The sequence below is a fragment of the Pseudomonas sp. R37(2017) genome, assembly GCF_002113375.1.
In the GTDB taxonomy this organism is placed as follows: domain Bacteria; phylum Pseudomonadota; class Gammaproteobacteria; order Pseudomonadales; family Pseudomonadaceae; genus Aquipseudomonas.
Genome location: NZ_NEHO01000006.1, coordinates 201517 through 221172, shown reverse-complemented (window position 1 = coordinate 221172; position 19656 = coordinate 201517). Strand labels below are relative to the sequence as shown.

14 protein-coding genes are annotated in these 19656 nt (G+C 61.7%); 12 read left to right on the top strand and 2 right to left on the bottom strand.

The features are described from left to right. Positions 1-110 precede the first annotated feature (110 nt). Positions 111-890 carry a TSUP family transporter gene (locus CAG47_RS12890; protein ID WP_085725238.1) on the top strand — a complete coding sequence of 260 codons (780 nt, stop codon included), beginning with the start codon at positions 111-113 and terminating at the stop codon, positions 888-890. Here CAG47_RS12890 and nudC read toward each other — a convergent pair. Beyond that, positions 858-1688 carry an NAD(+) diphosphatase gene (gene nudC / locus CAG47_RS12885; RefSeq protein WP_085725237.1) on the bottom strand — a complete coding sequence of 277 codons (831 nt, stop codon included), beginning with the start codon at positions 1686-1688 and terminating at the stop codon, positions 858-860. The genes CAG47_RS12890 and nudC overlap by 33 nt on opposite strands. Positions 1689-1694: 6 nt before the next feature. Continuing rightward, positions 1695-2507: a crotonase/enoyl-CoA hydratase family protein gene (locus tag CAG47_RS12880; RefSeq protein WP_085725236.1), complete on the bottom strand. Its 813-nt coding sequence runs from the start codon at positions 2505-2507 to the stop codon at positions 1695-1697. Positions 2508-3068: 561 nt separating this feature from the next. Here CAG47_RS12880 and glgA point away from each other — a divergent pair. From glgA to CAG47_RS12825, 11 genes are all read left to right on the top strand, one after another. After that, complete coding sequence (glgA, locus tag CAG47_RS12875) at positions 3069-4652, top strand: glycogen synthase GlgA (protein ID WP_085725235.1); 1584 nt, start codon at positions 3069-3071, stop codon at positions 4650-4652. 12 nt (positions 4653-4664) lie between these two features. Continuing rightward, positions 4665-6464, top strand: a complete 1800-nt coding sequence (gene treZ / locus CAG47_RS12870) for a malto-oligosyltrehalose trehalohydrolase (RefSeq protein WP_085725234.1) — start codon at positions 4665-4667, stop codon at positions 6462-6464. Next, positions 6457-8535, top strand: coding sequence for a 4-alpha-glucanotransferase (malQ, locus tag CAG47_RS12865; protein ID WP_085725233.1), 2079 nt, complete (start codon positions 6457-6459; stop codon positions 8533-8535). The genes treZ and malQ overlap by 8 nt, the downstream gene beginning before the upstream one ends. Next, complete coding sequence (locus CAG47_RS12860) at positions 8532-11327, top strand: malto-oligosyltrehalose synthase (protein ID WP_085725232.1); 2796 nt, start codon at positions 8532-8534, stop codon at positions 11325-11327. The genes malQ and CAG47_RS12860 overlap by 4 nt, the downstream gene beginning before the upstream one ends. Before the next feature lie 20 nt (positions 11328-11347). Further along, positions 11348-11683: a DUF2934 domain-containing protein gene (locus CAG47_RS12855; protein ID WP_085725231.1), complete on the top strand. Its 336-nt coding sequence runs from the start codon at positions 11348-11350 to the stop codon at positions 11681-11683. 200 nt (positions 11684-11883) lie between these two features. Further along, a complete protein-coding gene (glgX, locus tag CAG47_RS12850; RefSeq protein WP_085725230.1) occupies positions 11884-14046 on the top strand; it encodes a glycogen debranching protein GlgX in 2163 nt (720 codons plus the stop codon). A gap of 217 nt (positions 14047-14263) precedes the next feature. Further along, positions 14264-15022 carry a PIG-L deacetylase family protein gene (locus tag CAG47_RS12845; protein ID WP_085725229.1) on the top strand — a complete coding sequence of 253 codons (759 nt, stop codon included), beginning with the start codon at positions 14264-14266 and terminating at the stop codon, positions 15020-15022. A gap of 114 nt (positions 15023-15136) precedes the next feature. Beyond that, positions 15137-15901 carry an endonuclease/exonuclease/phosphatase family protein gene (locus CAG47_RS12840; protein WP_085725228.1) on the top strand — a complete coding sequence of 255 codons (765 nt, stop codon included), beginning with the start codon at positions 15137-15139 and terminating at the stop codon, positions 15899-15901. Positions 15902-16209: 308 nt separating this feature from the next. Continuing rightward, positions 16210-18798, top strand: a complete 2589-nt coding sequence (locus tag CAG47_RS12835) for an autotransporter outer membrane beta-barrel domain-containing protein (RefSeq protein ID WP_085725227.1) — start codon at positions 16210-16212, stop codon at positions 18796-18798. A gap of 309 nt (positions 18799-19107) precedes the next feature. Further along, positions 19108-19380, top strand: a complete 273-nt coding sequence (locus CAG47_RS12830; protein WP_085725226.1) for a CopG family ribbon-helix-helix protein — start codon at positions 19108-19110, stop codon at positions 19378-19380. Further along, positions 19380-19655, top strand: a complete 276-nt coding sequence (locus CAG47_RS12825) for a type II toxin-antitoxin system RelE/ParE family toxin (protein WP_085725225.1) — start codon at positions 19380-19382, stop codon at positions 19653-19655. The genes CAG47_RS12830 and CAG47_RS12825 overlap by 1 nt, the downstream gene beginning before the upstream one ends. Position 19656 lies beyond the last annotated feature (1 nt).

Below are 19656 nucleotides of genomic sequence, written 5' to 3'. Positions count from 1 at the left end.
CTGTGGGAGCGAGCTTGCTCGCTCCCACAATGGTTTTGTGGTGTTCAGGCCGGTAATATGTCGCCCCTTCCCCGCAGCCTCTTTCTACACCCGCCGAATAAGCCGATCCCATGCCTTTCGAACTCAGCGTTGACCTCTCCACCCTGGCCATCCTGGCCCTTGTCGCTTTTGTTGCCGGTTTCATCGACGCCATCGCCGGTGGCGGTGGACTGTTGACCACGCCGGCCCTGCTGACTGCCGGCCTGCCACCGCACCTGGTGCTGGGCACCAACAAGCTCAGTTCGACCTTCGGTTCGGCCGTCGCCAGCTTCACCTTCTACCGACGCAAGCTGTTCCATCCCGCGCAATGGGTGCACGCCATCGTCGGCACCCTGGTTGGCGCGCTGACCGGCGCCGTTGTCGCCCACTATCTGCCGGCGGAATGGCTGAACAAAATGCTGCCGGTGATCGTCTTCGCCTGTGGCGTTTACCTGTTGTTTGGCGGCACACCCAAAGCGCCGCTGGACATCGAGGCACCGATCAAGAAAACGTGGCAGTCGACCCAAGGCTTCAGCCTCGGTTTTTATGACGGCGTGGCCGGTCCCGGTACGGGCGCATTCTGGACCGTGAGCAGCCTGCTGCTGTACCCCATCGACCTGGTCAAGGCCAGCGGTGTGGCGCGCAGCATGAACTTCGTCAGCAACGTGGCGGCGCTGTCGATCTTCATCTTTTCCGGTCAGGTGGACTGGATCATCGGCCTGTGCATGGGCTCGTCGTTGATGGTCGGCGCATTCTTCGGCGCCCGCACCGCCATCAGCGGCGGCGCGAAATTCATTCGTCCGGTGTTCATCACCGTGGTGTTGGGCCTGACCGTGCGTCTAGCCTGGCAGCACTGGTTCAGCGTGGCCTAAGCGCCGCGCCACGTAGACGTCGATGAGGTAACGGGCAATCGAGCGGGACGCCGGCAACGGCGGCAGCTCGTGCACGTTGAACCACTGGGCGTCCTCGATCTCGTCTTCCTGACAGACGATCTCGCCTCCAGCATATTCGGCATGAAAGCCGAGCATCATCGAGTGCGGGAACGGCCAGCACTGACTGCCCATGTACTGGATGTTCCGGACCTCGATGCTCACCTCTTCGCGCACCTCGCGGATCAGGCAGTCCTCGGCCGATTCGCCCGGTTCGGCAAACCCGGCCAGGGTGCTGTAGACCCCAGGCACAAAACGCGGCGAACGCCCCAGCAGAATCTCGTCGCCGCGGGTGACCAGCACGATCATGCTCGGGGAAATGCGCGGGTAATAACGCAAGTCGCACGGCTCGCAGTACATCGCCCGCTCACGCACCACCTGGTGGGTCGCCTGCCCGCAATTGCCGCAAAAGCGGTGCTCGCGGGCCCAGGTGCCGATCTGCGCGGCGTAACCGAGCACCTTGTAGACCGTGTGATCGCCCTCCAGCATGAACGCCCGCAGGCCTTTCCAGTTGCAGCCCGGCACCTCGCTTTGGCTGCGCAGCTCCAGCAGGTAGACCGGTTCGCCATCGAGATGACCGATGCCATGCTCGGCGAGAATCGGCAGGTCCTGGCGCTTGAGCCATTCCCGCGCAAACAGCGCGCCATTGTCATCGAACAGAAAGCCCTCGGGGCTGCGTGCAACGGCCCAGCCGCCGGGTTGATCGGTGTCCAGTACTGCAGTGGTCCAGCGAGGAATCATGGGTAATCAATCCAGAAATTCGGGTTTCTGTTTGCTCATATGGGCAGCCATGGCCACGCGCAAATCGGTGGATTGCAGCATGGCGGCGTTCCAGGTGGCGATGTATTCGAGGCCGTCATCAATGCGATGGTCACGCATGTAGCTGATCATCTCTTTGGTACCGGTGACGGCAATCGGCGACTTGCCGGCGATTTCCCGGGCAATGCCCATGACGCCGTCAATCAGGCTGGCGTTATCGCTGTAGACGCGATTGACCAGGCCCATGCCCCGCGCTTCGTCGGCGCCGAAGGTGCGACCAGTGTAAGCCAGTTCACGCAGCATGCCGTCACCAATGATCCGCGGCAAGCGTTGCAACGTGCCGACGTCGGCGGCCATGCCGATGTCGATTTCCTTGATCGAAAACTGTGCGTCCTCGGCGGCATAACGCATGTCGCACGCGGCAATCAGGTCGATGGCGCCACCCAGGCAGTATCCCTGAATGGCCGCCAGCACCGGTTTGCGGCAGTTATCGACGGCATTGAACGACGCTTGCAGGGTGAGGATCTTGCGCCGCAACAGGCGCGCATTGCGCCCCACGTCCTTGCCCAGTTCATTGGCCACGCCGGCCAGCATCATCAGGTCGATGCCCGAGGAGAAATGCTTGCCGGCCCCGCTCAGGACCACCACGCGCACTTCATCGGTCTCGTCGATCCACTGGAAAATCTCGACGATCTCGCTCCAGAACGCGGCGTTCATCGAGTTGATCTTCTCCGGGCGGTTGATCTGCACATGGGCGATTTTATCGACCAGTTCGACGTTGAACGCGCTGTACCGAGACATGCCAGTGATCCTTTTGCGGGCAATAAATGAGGCCCGAACTATAACAAGGCATCAAGGCGGGCAGTAAGGCAGTGGTTCAGCCAAATCCGGGACTGTCCAGGCATGCACCGCAATAGTGCATCAGCGCCAGAACACGTCGCACATTTATGTGACTGCCCCGTGACTTTTTGAGGCCGAAACGCAAAAAAACCTGCACTTCGTCGGGGCGTTCGCACCCCGATCAGGCACGTCCGTACCGCTACAAACCGATTGTCGAACAATTTTGCCATCCGGCCTTTACCGCTCTAAGTTCTGGCCTAGACTCATTTTCTCGAAGCGAAACCGGTCAGTCACAAAGTGGAAAAACAGTCGAAACTTTTTCCAATCCCGATCGGTCCTCTGAGAAGAAGGTGCGTTACGACTGGTGCAATCTTTGCAACGGCTCATTCACCCATTCTGCTTCAGCGCATTGGGCAGCGCTTGCTCACTGATGCGTAGCGCGATTGCGCGCGGCCACATGTATTGGCCATGGAACACCGTTTGCCAGACCTGAGAATTAGATCAACAACACGGGAGATTCATATGATCAGTACGGCTTTGGAAATACAGGGAGAGCGTGCTCATCAGCTCGGCGAATCGAGCGCCGTAACTGCCGCCAACACCCACCCCGTCAACGTTCCAGGCACCAGGATGCAGACCCCGGCAGCCAACCGGAATCCAAACCGCAAGAAAGTCTTGTTCGTCACTTCGGAATTGGCCGACCTGGTGAAAACCGGTGGCCTGGGCGACGTTTCCGCGGCGCTGCCACGGGCCATGGCTCATCTGCACGATGTGCGGGTGTTGATCCCGGGTTACCCGCAGGTGCTGCACAGCGAAAATCCAATCCATATCATCGGCGAACTCGGCGGCCATGCCGCGCTGCCACCGTGCAAGATCGGGCGCATGGACATGCCCGATGGCCTGGTCATTTATGTGTTGATCTGCCCCGAACTCTACGAGCGTGAAGGTTCGCCCTACGGCGCCAACAACGGCCGCGACTGGCCGGACAACCACATCCGTTTCGCCCGCCTGGGCCTGGCGGCTGCCGATATAGCCGCCAATCTTGCGCAAATCCACTGGTGCCCGGACCTGGTGCATGCCCACGACTGGCCAGCCGGCCTGGCCCCGGCCTATATGCACTGGCGCGGGCAGCGCACGCCGACGCTGTTCACCATTCACAACCTGGCTTATCAAGGCGTGACCAGCCTGGGCTCGTGCCCCGAACTGGGCATCCCCCATCACGCGCTGCAACAGGAAGGCATGGAATTCTACGGCAAGATGTCGTTCCTCAAGGCCGGCATGGCCTATTCGAGCCACATCACCACGGTCAGCGCGACCTACGCCCAGGAAATCACCACCCCGGACTTTGGCTGCGGTCTCGACGGTTTTCTTGCCGCCAAGACTCAGCAAGGCCTGCTCAGCGGGATCCCCAACGGTATCGATGAAAGCTGGGATGCGGCGACCGACCCGCACCTGTTCTGCCCGTTCGACATCGGCGACTGGGATGGCAAGGCGGTCAACGCCGCCCATGTCCGCGAGCTGTTTGGCCTGGAGGATTCCGAGGGCCCGCTGTTTGCGGTCGTTTCGCGACTGGTTTATCAGAAAGGCCTGGACCTCACCGAGGCGGTCTCCGAGTTCATCGTCAAATCCGGTGGCCAGATCGCGATCATTGGCCGTGGCGAGCCGGAAGAAGAACAGTCGATGCGCGAACTGGCCCTGCGCTTCCCCGGGCAGATCGGCGCGCGCATTGGCTTCAACGAAACCGACGCCCGGCGCATGTTCGCCGGCAGCGATTTCCTGCTGATGCCTTCGCGTTACGAGCCATGCGGCCTGAGCCAGATGTACGCCCAGCGCTTCGGTTCGTTGCCGGTGGCACGCAACACCGGTGGCCTGGCCGACACCATCGAAAACGGCGTGACCGGCTTCCTCTTCGATGAATCCACGGTGCAGAGCTATCAAGAGGCCCTGAGCCGCGCGTTCAAGGTGTTCGCCTACCCCGACCTGCTGCACGCCATGCGCTGCCGGGCCATGGCAGCACCGTTCAACTGGTGCAAGGCGGTCGAACCCTACGCCGAACTCTACGAACAGCTTGTGGCGAGAGCGTTGGGGAAATCGAACAAACAGTAAGAGGCTTTCAAGATGCCGTTACGGACCCTTGAGACCTGGCCCCACGGCGCAATCATGCTGGACGCAGAGCACACGCGATTCGCGTTGTGGGCGCCAGATGCGTTTTACGTCAGTGTCGAACTGGAAAATGGACAGTCCTTGCCCTTACTGCCCCAGGCCGACGGCTGGTTCGTGATCAGCACCCGATGCCCGGCAGGTACGCGTTACCGCTACAGCATCGACGGCGAACTGGAAGTCCCCGACCCGGCATCCCGCGCCCAGGCAGGCGATATTGACCGGCACAGCGTGGTGGTCGATCCGCTGGCCTATGCGTGGCAACACAGTACCTGGCTGGGACGGCCATGGAACGAGGCGGTGATCTACGAGTTGCATGTCGGTGCGCTCGGCGGCTTCAGTGCCGTCGAGCGGCATCTGGCGCGGCTGGTCGAATTGGGCGTCAGTGCGATCGAGCTGATGCCCATCGCGCAGTTTCCCGGTGAGCGCAATTGGGGTTACGACGGCGCCCTGCCCTACGCGCCCCAGGCTTCATATGGCTCCCCCGAGCAGCTCAAGCACTTGATCGATACCGCCCACGGCCATGGGCTGGCGGTGATTCTCGACGTGGTCTACAACCACTTCGGTCCGCACGGCAATTACCTGCATCGTTATGCCAAAGGTTTTTTTCGCAAAGACAAACACACGCCATGGGGCGCGGCCATCGATTTCCGACGTCGCGAAGTACGGGACTTTTTCATCGAAAACGCCTTGATGTGGCTGCTGGAGTACCGTTTCGACGGTTTGCGCCTGGACGCGGTACACGCCATCGAAGACCCGGATTTCCTCCAGGAACTGGCCCGGCGGGTACGCCAGCAGACGGGACCGGCGCGTCACGTCTGGCTGATGGTAGAGAACGAACACAACCGCGCCAGCCTGCTCGAACACGATTACGACGCGCAATGGAATGACGACGGCCACAACGCCCTGCATGTATTGCTCACCGGTGAAACCGAGGCCTATTACGCCGACTACGCGCAAAACCCTACCGAACAGCTTGCACGCTGCCTGAGCCAGGGTTTCGTCTTCCAGGGCCATATCAACCGCCATGGCGTGGCGCGTGGCGAACCCAGCGGGCATCTGCCGCCCACAGCCTTCATCCTGTTTTTGCAGAACCATGACCAGATCGGCAACCGGGCCTTCGGCGAGCGCCTGCACCAACTTGCCCACCCGCAAGCATTGCGGGCCGCCACGGTGTTGCTGCTGTTGTCGCCGATGATCCCGCTGCTGTTCATGGGCGACGAGTTTGCCGCCCCGCAGCCCTTCCTGTTTTTCACCAGCCATCACAGTGAATTGGCCAAACAGGTTCGTGACGGCCGGCGCAACGAGTTCGCGGCGTTCAGCGCCTTTGCCGACCCGGACCGGCGCGATCGCATTCCGGACCCGAACGATCCGCAGACGTTTGCAGCGTCCCGCCCTGTCCTGCCGCCGACCGGCCACTGCGAGTTGCATGACCTGTATTGGCGACTGTTGCAGATCCGTCACCGACGCCTCATCCCGCACCTGCCCGGCGCCCAGGCATTGGGCGCCGACGTGCTGGGCGCAGGCGCGATCAGTGCGGCCTGGCGCCTGGGCGACGGCAGTCAACTGCGCATTGACTTGAACCTCAGCGCCAGTCCCGTAGCCCACGCCTCACAGTCCGCTGCCACGTTGTTGTTCGAATATCCGCCACAGAGTGCCGGGCTGCTGGAACAAGGCACCCTCGCCCCCTATTGCGCGCTCGTCAGCCTCACCGCCGCAGCCCTTTTGCAACCCCATGTGGAGAGCGTCCATGAGTGATGCGCAACTGGAAATCCTGGCCAGCCGTGCCGGTCTCGCGGTCGACTGGATCGACGCCAACGGCCGTGCGCAAAAAGTTGCGCCTTCGGTGTTGCGCAACGTGCTGACCAGCCTTGGCCACCCGGCCGGCAGTGCCCAGGAAATCGATGCCAGCCTGTTGGAATTGCAGGCGGCGCAACAGACCTCGCACCTGCCACCATTGATGACCGTCGATGTGGGTGCAGGCCTGGACCTGGTGCGCTATTTCGAGCCCCAAACCCCTTGCGAAATCCACCTCGAGGACGGTTCGCGGCTCGCCCTGAAACTGGACGCCAACTCAGTGCTGCCAGGACTGGTGCCAGTCGGCTATCAACAGGTCAGCATCGAAGGGCAAACGTTCACCCTGGCGGTGGCCCCGCCTCGTTGCTACAGCGTGGCCGACGCCGTGGACAACCCGATCCCGCGTGCCTGGGGCCTGAGCGTGCAGCTCTATGGATTGCGCCGCCCCGGCGATGGCGGATTTGGTGACACCCAGGCGCTGGAGGACCTCGCCCGGGTCGCCGGTGAGCGTGGCGCCGAGGCGCTGGCGATCAGCCCGTTGCATGCGATGTTTTCCAGTGACACCCAACGCTACAGCCCGTATTCGCCGTCCAGCCGTTTGTTTCTCAACTGCCTTTATTGCGCCCCCGGCACCATTCTCGGCGAACGCGCATTGCGAACCGCCATTGACGCCACCGGCCTGGCCATTGAACTCAAGGCACTGGAAGAGCGCCCGTTGATCGACTGGCCGGCCGCCGCCGAAGCCAAGTACCGGTTACTGCAGTCGCTGTACGAAGGCTTCGTCCAGGGTGAACATCCGCTGCACGAAGATTTCAGCAGTTTTCGTCACGCCGCTGGCGAAGCGCTGGAAAATCACTGTCGCTTCGAAGCCATCCAGGAAGCTCGCGCCGCCCGCGGCGAAGACCTCGATTGGCGGCAGTGGCCCGAACCCTGGCGCGACCCGCGCAGTGCCGAACTGGCGGCATTCGCCGAAGAAAACGCCGGGCGCATCGGTTTCTTTGCCTTCTGTCAGTGGCTGATCACACGCTGCCTGGAGCGCGCGCAAACCACTGCCCGTGCCAGCGGCATGAGCATCGGCCTGATCGCCGATCTGGCCGTTGGCGCCGATGGCGGTGGCAGCCAGGCCTGGAGTCGCCAGGACGAACTGCTCGCCTCCCTCACCGTCGGTGCGCCGCCGGACATTCTCAACCGCAGCGGTCAGGGCTGGGGGATTTCCGCGTTTTCCCCCGAAGGCCTGGTGCGCAATGGTTTCCGTGCCTTCATCGAAATGCTGCGGGCCAATTTCGCCCATTGCGGTGGCTTGCGCATCGATCACGTCATGGGTTTGCAGCGTTTGTGGGTGATCCCCAACGGCTCGCCGCCGACCGATGGCGCCTATCTGTATTACCCAGTGGACGATCTGCTGCGCCTGTTGACCCTGGAATCCCATCGTCACCAGGCCATCGTCCTCGGCGAAGACCTCGGCACCGTGCCGGACGGCCTGCGGGAAAAACTCATCGCCCGCTCGATGCTAGGCATGCGGGTATTGCTGTTCGAACAGGACAACACGTACTTCAAGCCGATCCTCGACTGGCCCGACAACGCCCTGGCGACCACCAGCACCCATGACCTGCCCACCCTCAACGGCTGGTGGCATGGTCGTGATATCGACTGGAACGCCCGGCTCGGCATGGTCGATGCCAGCGGTGAAATCGAATGGCGCCAACACCGTGAACGTGAGCGCGAAGGCCTGCGCCGGGCGTTGAGTCAGGACCCGCAGAACTTTCGCGAAGAGTCCCACGAAACCGACCAGGTACTCGACGCCAGCGTGCGTTTTCTCGGTCATACCCGGGCACCCCTGGTGCTGTTGCCGCTGGAAGATGCCCTTGGCGTGGAGCAACAGGCCAACCTGCCCGGCACCCTTGACACCCACCCCAACTGGTCGCGGCGCTTGCCCGGTTACAGCGAAGTCCTGCTCGATGGCGCGGATGCCGCACGACGCCTGGAGCTGCTCGCCTGCGCGCGACTCCAGGCGGCCGAGCGTGATCGATGACCCAGGTGCCGACCCGACCACTGCGCGCCACCTTGCGCCTGCAATTTCACAAAGGCTTCACGCTCGAAGATGCCGTGCCGCTGGTGCCGTATTTCGCCCGCCTCGGCATCAGCCATATCTATGCCTCGCCGCTGCTTCGTGCTCGCGCCGGGTCGATGCATGGCTACGACGTGGTGGACCCGACCCGGGTCAACCCGGAACTGGGCGGCGAGGTTGCGCTGCGCGGCCTGGTCAGCGCGTTGCGTGCGCAGAACATGGGCTTGATCCTCGACATCGTCTCCAACCACATGGCGGTCGGCGGCAGTGACAATCCCTGGTGGCTGGATTTGCTGGAGTGGGGACGCCTGAGCCCCTACGGTGAGTTTTTCGATATCCAGTGGCACTCACCCGACCCGTTGATGGAGGGCCAGTTACTCCTGCCGTTTCTCGGCAGTGACTACGGCGTCGCGTTGCAGGACGGCACCCTGCCCCTGCGCTTCGATGCCTGGCACGGCAGCTTTCATGTCGAGCACTACGAACACCGCTTCCCCATTTGCCCCCGGGATTACAGCGAATTGCTCAAGGTCGATGCGCCTCTGCAGACGCAACAGGCCGAACAGCTCAAGTCCCTGGCCGATCGTTTCAGCACCCTGAGCTACCAGACCGATGCCCACGGCCTGGCCATGCCACTGAAGGCAGAACTACGCGACCTCATCAACGACCCGGCCATTGCCCAAGCGATTGAGCGGCACCTGAAAAACTACGACTCACTGACCGACGAAGGCTTCCAGCGCCTGCACAACCTGCTGGAACGCCAGAGCTATCGCCTGGCCAGTTGGCGCACTGCCGCCGATGACATCAACTGGCGGCGCTTCTTCGATATCAATGAGCTCGGTGGACTGCGCGTCGAGCGTCCCGCGGTGTTCGAAGCCACCCACGGGAAAATCTTTCAACTGGTGGCTGAAGGGCTGATCGACGGGTTGCGCATCGACCATATCGACGGGCTTGCCGACCCGCGGGGCTACTGTCGAAAACTGCGACGCCGGGTCGACAGTCTGTCCAGGGGGCGCCACCTGCCCATCTATGTCGAAAAGATCCTTGGCGAAAACGAAACCCTCCATCGCGATTGGTCGGTGGATGGCACCACCGGCTACGAGTTCATGAACCAGTTGTCACTGCTGCAACACGATCCCCGGGGTGCGCAGGCACTGGCCGAACGCTGGCAACGTCACAGTGAACGCACCGCCGACTTCACCCTCGAGGCGCAACTGGCGCGCCAGCAGATCCTCAATGGTTCCCTGGCCGGGGATTTCGAAAGCGTCGCCCAGGCCTTGCTGCAAGTGGCACGGGACAACCTCATGAGCCGCGACCTGACCCTCGGCGCCATTCGCCGGGCCTTGCAGGCGTTGATCGTGCATTTCCCGGTGTACCGCACCTACATCAGCCCCCGTGGCCGTTCAGCCCAGGACGAGGTGTTTTTCCAGCAGGCCGTGGACGGCGCCCGCCAGACCCTGGGCGAGGCAGACTGGCCGGTGCTCGACTGCCTGGCCGGCTGGCTCGGCGGTGAACCCTGGCGACAACGCCCGGCCGGTCGCACGCGCAAACGTCTCAAGCATGCCTGCGTACGTTTCCAGCAACTGACCTCGCCAGCCGCGGCGAAAGCGGTGGAAGACACCGCGCTCTATCGTTCGGCCGTCCTGCTCTCGCGCAATGACGTAGGGTTCAACACCGGGCAGTTCAGTGCGCCGGTTGCCGACTTTCATCGCGCCTGCATCGAGCGTCTGCACAGCTTCCCGGACAATCTGCTGGCCAGCGCCACCCATGACCACAAGCGTGGCGAAGATACGCGGGCGCGGCTGGCGGTCTTGAGCGAACGCAATAGCTGGTATGCCGACCAGGTCAGCCTGTGGCGCGCCCTCGCCCGGCCATTGCGCAGTGACGATCAAGCGCCTTCGGCCGGTGATGAGTTGATCCTGTATCAAGCGATTCTCGGCAGTTGGCCGCTGGAATTGGGTAGCGATCATCCATCGTCGCTGGAGGACTACGCAAAACGCCTCTGGCAGTGGCAGCGCAAAGCCTTGCGCGAAGCCAAACTGCAAAGCAGCTGGAGCGCGCCGAATGACGCTTATGAGCAAGCGACCGAGGATTTCATCCAACGCCTGCTGCTTGGCCCCGAAGCTGTGCTGTTGCGTACGGCTCTGGCCAAGGCTGCCCGGTCGATCGCCGCCCCCGGCGCGCTCAATGGCTTGGCGCAAACCTTGCTGCGCATGACCGTGCCCGGCGTGCCGGACCTTTATCAGGGCAATGAGTTCTGGGACTTCAGCCTGGTCGATCCGGACAACCGTCGACCGGTGGATTACGCCAGTCGCCAGCAGGCGATGCAGCAACCTGCGGATCTGCCCGATCTACTGGCGAACTGGCGTGACGGGCGCATCAAGCAGGCCTTGATTGTGCGCACCCTGGGTTTGCGTGCCGAGCACGCCGAGCTGTTTCGGCGTGGCACCTACCAGGCCCTTGAAGTGGTGGGCAGCCAGGCCCATCGAGTGCTGGGTTTTATCCGTGAACGGGAGGGAAAACGCGCCATCGTGATTGTGCCGATACGTTGTGCCGAACTGCTGGAAAACAGTGCCGAGCCACGGGTCCACGCGCCGCAGTGGGGCGATACCCGGGTCAAGTTGCCGTTCACCGTCCCTGGCGAGAATCTGAAGGGACTTTTTTCCGGCGTCACAGTCACAAATCACAGGGAGCTGCTGGTCAGCGCCGCGCTGGGGGATTTCCCGGTCAATCTCATTTTTCAAACTACCCACACTTGAGTCAGTTCAGGAGCAGTGCGATGAGTAACGACGATAAACGCATCCGCGAATTCGCCTATCAGATCTGGGAGTCCGAAGGAAAACCCGAAGGCCAGGAAGCCCGTCACTGGGAGATGGCGTGCAAACTGGCAGAAGCCGAAGCCCTGGCCCCGAAAAAGTCACCGAAGGCGGCCGCCATCAAGGCAGCGCCGAAGAAAACCGGCGACGCAAAACCTGGCCCCGACAAGAAGCTCAACGGCAAGACCGCCGCGCCCAAGACCAAGACCAAACCGGCGGCGGCGTCGAAAGTGCTCCCGCCCGGGGAAAAGGCCATCGAGAAAAAGCCCCGAGCGCCGCGAAAACCGCCAGCGGTTTGAATATGTCTGAGGCCTCTTCGCGGGCAAGCCCGCTCCCACAGTGTGTGTTGGTGTGACTGCAATCTGTGGCAACTCACAGGTCCCTGTGGGAGCGGGCTTGCCCGCGAAGAGGCCATCACATCCAGCATTGATGCTGCCTGACACACCGCCATCGCGAGCGGGCTCGCTCCTACAGGTGGCCCGCGTTTACAGGAGTACCCATGACCACCCCAAAGAAACCCGCCACCCCAGCCCAGCGCGCTGAAGCCACGCGAATCCGTGAAGGCCTGCCCTTCCCGCTGGGTGCCACCTGGGATGGCCTGGGCGTCAACTTCGCTCTGTTTTCCGCCCACGCCACCCGGGTTGAACTGTGCCTGTTCGACGACACCGGCGAGGTGGAACTCGAACGCATCGAACTGCCCGAATACACCGACGAGATCTATCACGGCTACTTGCCCGACGCCCATCCGGGGCTGATCTACGGCTATCGCGTCTACGGCCCGTACGACCCGGCCAACGGCCATCGCTTCAACCCCAACAAACTGCTGATCGACCCCTACGCCAAACAGCTGGTCGGCAAGCTGAAATGGTCCGAAGCGTTATTCGGCTACACCATTGGCCATCCCGACGCCGACCTCAGTTTCGATGAACGGGACAGCGCGCCCTTCGTGCCCAAGTGCCGGGTCATCGACCCCGCGCACACCTGGGGCCACGATCATCGAGTCAGTGTGCCCTGGGACAAGACGATCATTTACGAAACCCATGTCCGCGGTTTCAGCATGCGCCACCCATCGGTTCCCGAAAACCTGCGCGGCACCTTTGCCGGGTTGATGGTCGATGATGTGCTGGAACACATCCGCAAGCTCGGTGTGTCGACCGTGGAGTTGCTGCCCATCCACGCGTTCGTCAACGACCAGCATTTGCTGCACAAGGGCATGACCAACTATTGGGGCTACAACAGCATTGCCTTTTTCGCCCCCGACCCGCGCTACCTGGCCAGCGGCAAGATTGCCGAATTCAAGGAAATGGTCGCGCACCTGCACGAAGCCAATCTGGAAGTGATCCTCGACGTGGTCTACAACCACACCGCCGAAGGCAACGAACAAGGCCCGACCCTGTCGATGCGTGGTATCGACAACGCGTCCTACTACCGCCTGGTGCCGGAGGACAAGCGCTTCTATATCAACGATTCCGGCACCGGCAACACCCTGGACCTGAGCCACCCCTGTGTGCTGCAAATGGTCACCGACTCCCTGCGCTACTGGGCCTCGGAAATGCACGTGGACGGTTTCCGCTTCGACCTGGCGACCATTCTCGGGCGTTATCACGACGGTTTCGACGAGCGCCACAGTTTCCTCGTCGCTTGCCGCCAGGACCCGGTGCTGCGCCAGGTCAAACTGATTGCCGAGGCATGGGACTGCGGCCCCGGCGGTTATCAGGTCGGCAATTTTCCGCCGGGCTGGGTCGAATGGAACGACAAGTTCCGCGACACCGTACGGGCCTTCTGGAAAGGCGACGAGGGGCAATTGGCGGACTTTGCCAGCCGCGTCACAGCCTCGGGCGAGATGTTCAACCAGCGTGGTCGGCGGCCCTACTCATCCGTTAACTTCGTCACCGCCCACGACGGTTTCACGCTCAATGACCTGGTGTCGTACAACGACAAGCACAACGAAGCCAACGACGAAAACAATCAGGACGGCAGCGACAACAACCTGTCGTGGAACCACGGCGTCGAAGGCCCCACCGACGACGCCGAGATCAACGCGCTGCGCCATCGGCAGATGCGCAATTTCTTCGCCACCCTGCTGTTGGCCCAGGGCACGCCGATGCTGGTGGCCGGCGACGAGTTCGCCCGCACCCAGGACGGCAACAATAATGCCTATTGCCAGGACAGCGAGGTCGGCTGGGTCAACTGGGACCTCAGCGAAGACGGCAAGGCCCTGCTCAAGTTCGTCAAACGCCTGATCAAGTTGCGCCTGACTTACCCGATCCTGCGCCGTGGGCGTTTTCTGGTGGGTAATTACAACGAAGACATCGGCGTCAAGGACGTGACCTGGCTGGCGCCGGACGGTACGCAAATGACCACCAGGCAATGGCACGATGTATACAATCGCTGCCTGGGCATGTTGCTCGATGGCCGAGCCCAGGAAACCGGCATTCGCCGCAAAGGCGTCGACGCGACGTTGTTGCTGGTGTTCAACGCCCATCACGACATCGTCAATTTCCGCCTGCCGGAAGTACCTGACGGTGGTTTCTGGACGTGCATGGTCGACACCAACCAGCCGTCGATCCGTGGCCAGGAGCGCTTCGAGTTCGGCCACGAGTACTCGGTCACCGGCCGCTCGTTGCTGCTGTTCGAGTTACAGCATGAGGAAGAGGAGTAACGACCCGCTTCAGGCATTCACCCTACCCCTGCCGCCGAGCGGCAAAAGTCATTTTGGTTGAGTTCGCGACGCGACGAATTGTGTTACATGAGCAATACTCGATTCGCGGCCATCCAGGGTTGGGCGTGTCGCACCATGCTATCCACCCGCCCTCACAGGTCGGCCGGGCCGGGCTCGCGCACGACTGAAGGCGAAGCAGAACAAGGACGTAATACCCATGAAATCCATTTTCGTCAGCGAAGCCAGCCTGCCATCGCAGATCTGGAACACTGCCCCTCAACTGGACAGCATTCCGGTCATCGACATCCAATCCCTGGTGCACGATGGCGCACGCGTGGTGCTCATTGCCCCGCACCCCGGCGACGAAGTCGTGACCTGTGGCGGCATCCTGCAATTGCTCAGCAACCTGGGCCACCCGCTGCAATTGATCTCGATCACCGACGGCAGCGCCAGCCATCCGGGCTCGCGCCAGTGGTCGGAAAAACGCCTCAGCGTGTTTCGTCCCCAGGAAAGCGTCGAAGCCATCCGCCGACTCGGCTTGCCGATGCACAGCCTGAAGTGGATTCGTGGCGGGTTTACCGACAACGCGCTGGTGGAGCACGAAGATCGGATCGCCCAGTTCATCACGCGTTACCTGCGCCCCAGCGATGTGGTGTTCAGCACCTGGCGCCAGGACGGCAACGTCGACCACGACACTGTTGGCCGTGCCAGCGCCAGGGCGGCAGCCAATGCCGGGGCCCTCTATAGCGACGTACCGTTCTGGGCCTGGCACTGGCCGGCACGGGACCGGGAGCTGATTCCCTGGCACCGCGCACGCAAGGTACGCCTCGATACCTGGACCGTCGCCCGCAAGAGCCACGCCACCCATGCCTACGCCAGTCAACTGGACGGCGAACCGGCCATCGGCCTTGCGCCGTCGCTGCCGCGAACGCTGCTGGAGCGTATCCGTTTGCCTTATGAAATCGTGTTGGTCTGAAAGCGCAACCCATCGGACTGAACTGCATGCTGTCTCATCAGTCGCATACATAGGCAAACCTGTATCAGAGGAGTGCATGTGGCCAGTCAATCCAAACGGCAGGACGCCGACTCAATGTCATTGAACACACCAGCGGCCATTCATCGGCTTCGCGTGCTGACGGTCAATACCCACAAGGGATTTACCGCGCTCAACCGGCGCTTCATCCTCCCCGAGCTGCGTGAAGCGGTGCGCAGTACCTCGGCAGACCTGGTGTTTCTGCAAGAAGTCCTCGGCGAACACGACCGCCATTCTTCCCGCTACAACGATTGGCCACAAACCTCGCAATATGAATTTCTCGCCGACAGCATGTGGAGCGACTTCGCCTACGGGCGCAATGCCGTCTATCCCGACGGTCATCATGGCAATGCCCTGCTGTCGAAATACCCGATCCGCGAGTACCGCAACCTGGACGTTTCCATCACCGGCCCGGAACGCCGCGGCTTGCTGCACTGCGTGCTGGACGTGCCGGGGCACAGCGAAGTCCACGCCATCTGCGTGCACCTCAGCCTGCTGGAAAGTCATCGTCAACTGCAATTGCAGTTGCTCTGTCAGCTTCTTGAGTCCCTGCCCGAGCAGTCGCCGGTGATCATTGCCGGCGACTTCAACGACTGGCAGATGCAAGGCAACGCCGCCCTGGCCCGCCGCGATTACTTGCACGAAGCCTTCGAACGCCACCATGGCCGCCCGGCCAAAACCTACCCCGCGCGGTTTCCCTTGTTGCGCCTGGATCGCGTCTACCTGCGCAATGCCAGCAGCCACGAGCCGAAAATACTCGGGCACAAGCCTTGGACGCACCTGTCGGATCATTTGCCGCTGGCGGTGGAAGTGCATCTTTAGGTCATCAAGAGCTCTTCCCCATAATGCGATTTTTACGGCAACCAGGAATGGCTTCATAAGTAAATCCATGCACATACCTGTCATTTATGACAGTAGAAACCTCAGAAAAGTACTGTTACGGTCCCTGCATCCGTATCGCTCCTGTTACGGACATGCGACCAAACAGTAGCCGTCGTTGCCGAAGGTTCTCGATCACGGGAATTTGCCTTACTGACGCTGTCTCGCAACCGCGCTGCCGAAGCTGACTGATGCGTCGCCACTCTTGATAAGTGGCCGCTCAGTCGCCGATCCACATGCGGGAGACGTGTATGCCGTTTTCAACTGACCTGACCAGGTACCGTTACAGCGCCTGCGCCTTTTCCATCTGCCTGTGCATGGGGTGGCCTCAATCCGCACAGGCAGCCTGTACCTTCACCCCTACCGTCAGTAACGATGCACACGTATGCGACAGCGGCAGCAGCGGGCCGCTGACCGATCTGGCGGGCAACAACACGCTCAACCTCCCCGCCAATGGCACCGGCACAATCAATGGCAACGTAACCTTCGGTGCCGGCAGCGACAGGGTCAACGTGAACTCCGGTCGTATCCTGGGCATCGTCGATCAGGGCGATGGCGCCGATGTCTTCACCATCGGTGCAGGCCAGGTGACCGGGGCGGTCGAACAAGGCAATGGCGTCGACAATTTCACCATGACTGGCGGCACCCTTGCGTCCCTTGCCCAGGGCGACGGCCATGACTTCTTCCAGATGAGCGGCGGTACGATCACCGGTGCCTTCGAGGACGGTGACAATGCCCGCATGAGCGGCGGCACTATCGGCCGGGTCAACATGAAGCTCGATAACAATCTGTTCGACATGTCCGGTGGGCAGATCCTCGGCAATCTGGTGACGGGCTTGGGCACCGACACCATCATCGTTTCCGCTGGCCGTATCGACGGCAATATCAGTGTCAGCAATGGCAACGACAGCATCACGATCACGGGTGGGGAGATCGTTGGCGAGATCCGCGCCGGCAACGGCGATGACTCAGTGGTGTGGGACGGCGGCGGGATCATTCGCTCGCCAATCCTCATGGAGGCAGGCAACGACCGCGCCACCTTGCGCAACCTGGCCGAAAGCACCCTCACGCTGACCCCAAGTATCAATGGCGGTATCGGCAATGACCTGCTGACCTTCGATCACACCACCTCCTCGGGCGCCGCCCGATATATCAACTGGGAAACCGTCAACCTGGACAACGGCTCGCGCTTCGACCTGGATGGCAATTTTCAACTGGGAGACAGCACCAGCGGCACGGGCGTGTTCACTATCGACGGCAGCAGTACGCTGACGTCGGTGAAAGGCAGCATCACACCATTGACCGCGGGCCGGCTCGCTACCTTGAACAACAGTGGGGTCATCGATCTCACCCACGGCAACTCGCGCACCAATGACACCCTGACGGTTGAGGGCAACTACGTGGGTAATGGCGGTCAGTTGCTCTTGCAAAGTGCACTGGGCGATGACAGCTCCACCAGCGACAAACTGGTCGTCAATAATGGGACGCTGACCGGCAATACCTTGATTACGGTCAGCAACATTGGTGGCGCAGGCGCGCTGACGCAGCAGAATGGCATCCAGTTGGTTCAGGCCCAAGGCACGGCGGTCAGCGACAACACTGCATTCGCCCTTAAAGCCCCGGTGTCGGTCGGTGCCTTCGATTACCGTCTGTTCAAAGGCGGTATTACACCGGGTAGCGAAAACAGCTGGTACTTGCGCTCCTCGGTGGTGGCACCGCCATTGGTCGCCGTCGCCAACCCTGATCCTGCCTTGCCGCCGACTCAGGTGCCATTGGTGGCTGTACCAGTGGCGGCCCCGGTTGTCACGGCTACCGGGGTTGATGGCGTCGTAACCGTCGAAGCGCCGGTATTACCCGCCGCTGTACCAGGCGCGGCACCGATCCCCCTGTACCGCGAGGCCGTTCCCACCTGGTCGGTAGTGCCACCCGCCGCCGCACAATTGAGCCTGACGGCATTGGGCACCTTCCATGACCGTCAAGGCGATCAGCGCCTGCTGGCAGAAACCGGGACTTTCGGCGCAGGTTGGGGCCGGGTCTACGGCAAGAACCTCGAGCAGACCTGGGCCGGTACCGTCACGCCAAGACTGGACGGTTCGCTCAATGGCTTCCAGGTCGGCAATGACCTGTTCAGCTCGCAGTTGGCAAGTGGACAGACCCAGCGCAGTGGTTTCTTTATCGGCCACAGCCGCCTGCAAGGCGATGTCGACGGTTTCAATGAGGGCTTCGAAGGCAAACGCTCCGGCAATGTGGAACTGCAAGGCGACAGTCTTGGCCTTTACTGGACCCTGACCGATCCTGCCGGCGCCTATCTCGATACCGTGGCCATGTACACCTGGCTCAACGGAGACAACCATTCGCAAAGCGGCCTGAAGATCGACAATGATGGTCATGTCACGACGTTATCGGCAGAAGTCGGCTACCCGATCGCAGTGGCCGGAAACTGGGTGGTCGAACCCCAGGCCCAGGGGATTTACCAGAAGGTCGGACTCGATAGTCAGGATGACGGCATCGCCCATGTCTCGTTCGACTCCGACAGCGCCTGGACCGGCCGCGTCGGCGCTCGCCTCAAGGGGCGCTACGAGGTCAGTGGCCGGCCGTTGGAACCGTATCTGCGGGCCAATATCTGGCACACCTTCAGCGCTACCGACACGGTCACCTTCGACCATGTCGATCAAATCGAAACCCAGCAACGAACCTCGTCCGCCGACCTCGGTGTCGGCATGGTGCTGAGTATCGCGACATCCGTCAGTGTGTATGCCGGTGTCGACTACAGCAGCAATATCGACAGCACCCAGCAAAGGGGAACATTCGGTAATGTGGGGGTTCGGGTGAAGTGGTGAGGGTTGAAACCGCTCTGGACAGGCTCAACCTCCTGGGGCAAAGCCTCGGCGGACTGCTCCAGCAAATCCATGCCCTGGGAATCGTCAACACCGTTGCCGGCAAATTGAACGACAGAAACAATCGCTCACCGCACTACCTACGCAGAACTCCCCCCCATTCAACAGCGCTTGACGGTGCTCAGCTATTAATTATGATTAATGTTTAATCGTTTCTAATCGAGTTGGCATAAAACGAATCAGCAATGACAATGGCCAACTCCGCGCCGACTTGGCCTCTCCCCCTGATTCGCAACGTAGGAGTACACCATCATGGCCGCTACCGCCAGAACCCGATCCGTTACCGCTCACGTCCCTATAGAGCTGGCCGAGCGAGTCGATGAAGTTGCCGAGCGCCTTGAGCGCTCCAGGAACTGGATCGTCAAGCAAGCTCTGTGCGCGTGGCTCGACCAGGAGGAAGAGCGCAGCCGCCTGACCCGCGAGGCTCTGGCCGATGTGGATGCCGGCCGCGTGATCGACCATCAGGCCGTCCAGGCCTGGGCCGAAAGTCTGAGCACTGACACCCCGCTACCAGTGCCGCGCTGATGGACTTGAAGTGGACGAGCAAGGCCCTGTCCGATCTGGCCCGCCTCTACGAGTTCCTGGCGACGGTGAACCGACCCGCTGCAGCCCGCACGGTGCAGCAGCTCACGACAGCACCGACCACCCTATTGACAAACCCGCGCCTCGGAGAACGGCTTGAAGAGTTCGAGCCCCGCGATGTGCGGCGGATTCTGGTCGGACACTACGAGATGCGCTACGAGATCGCAGACTCCACCATTTACCTGCTGCGCCTGTGGCACAGCCGCGAAGATCGCTGAT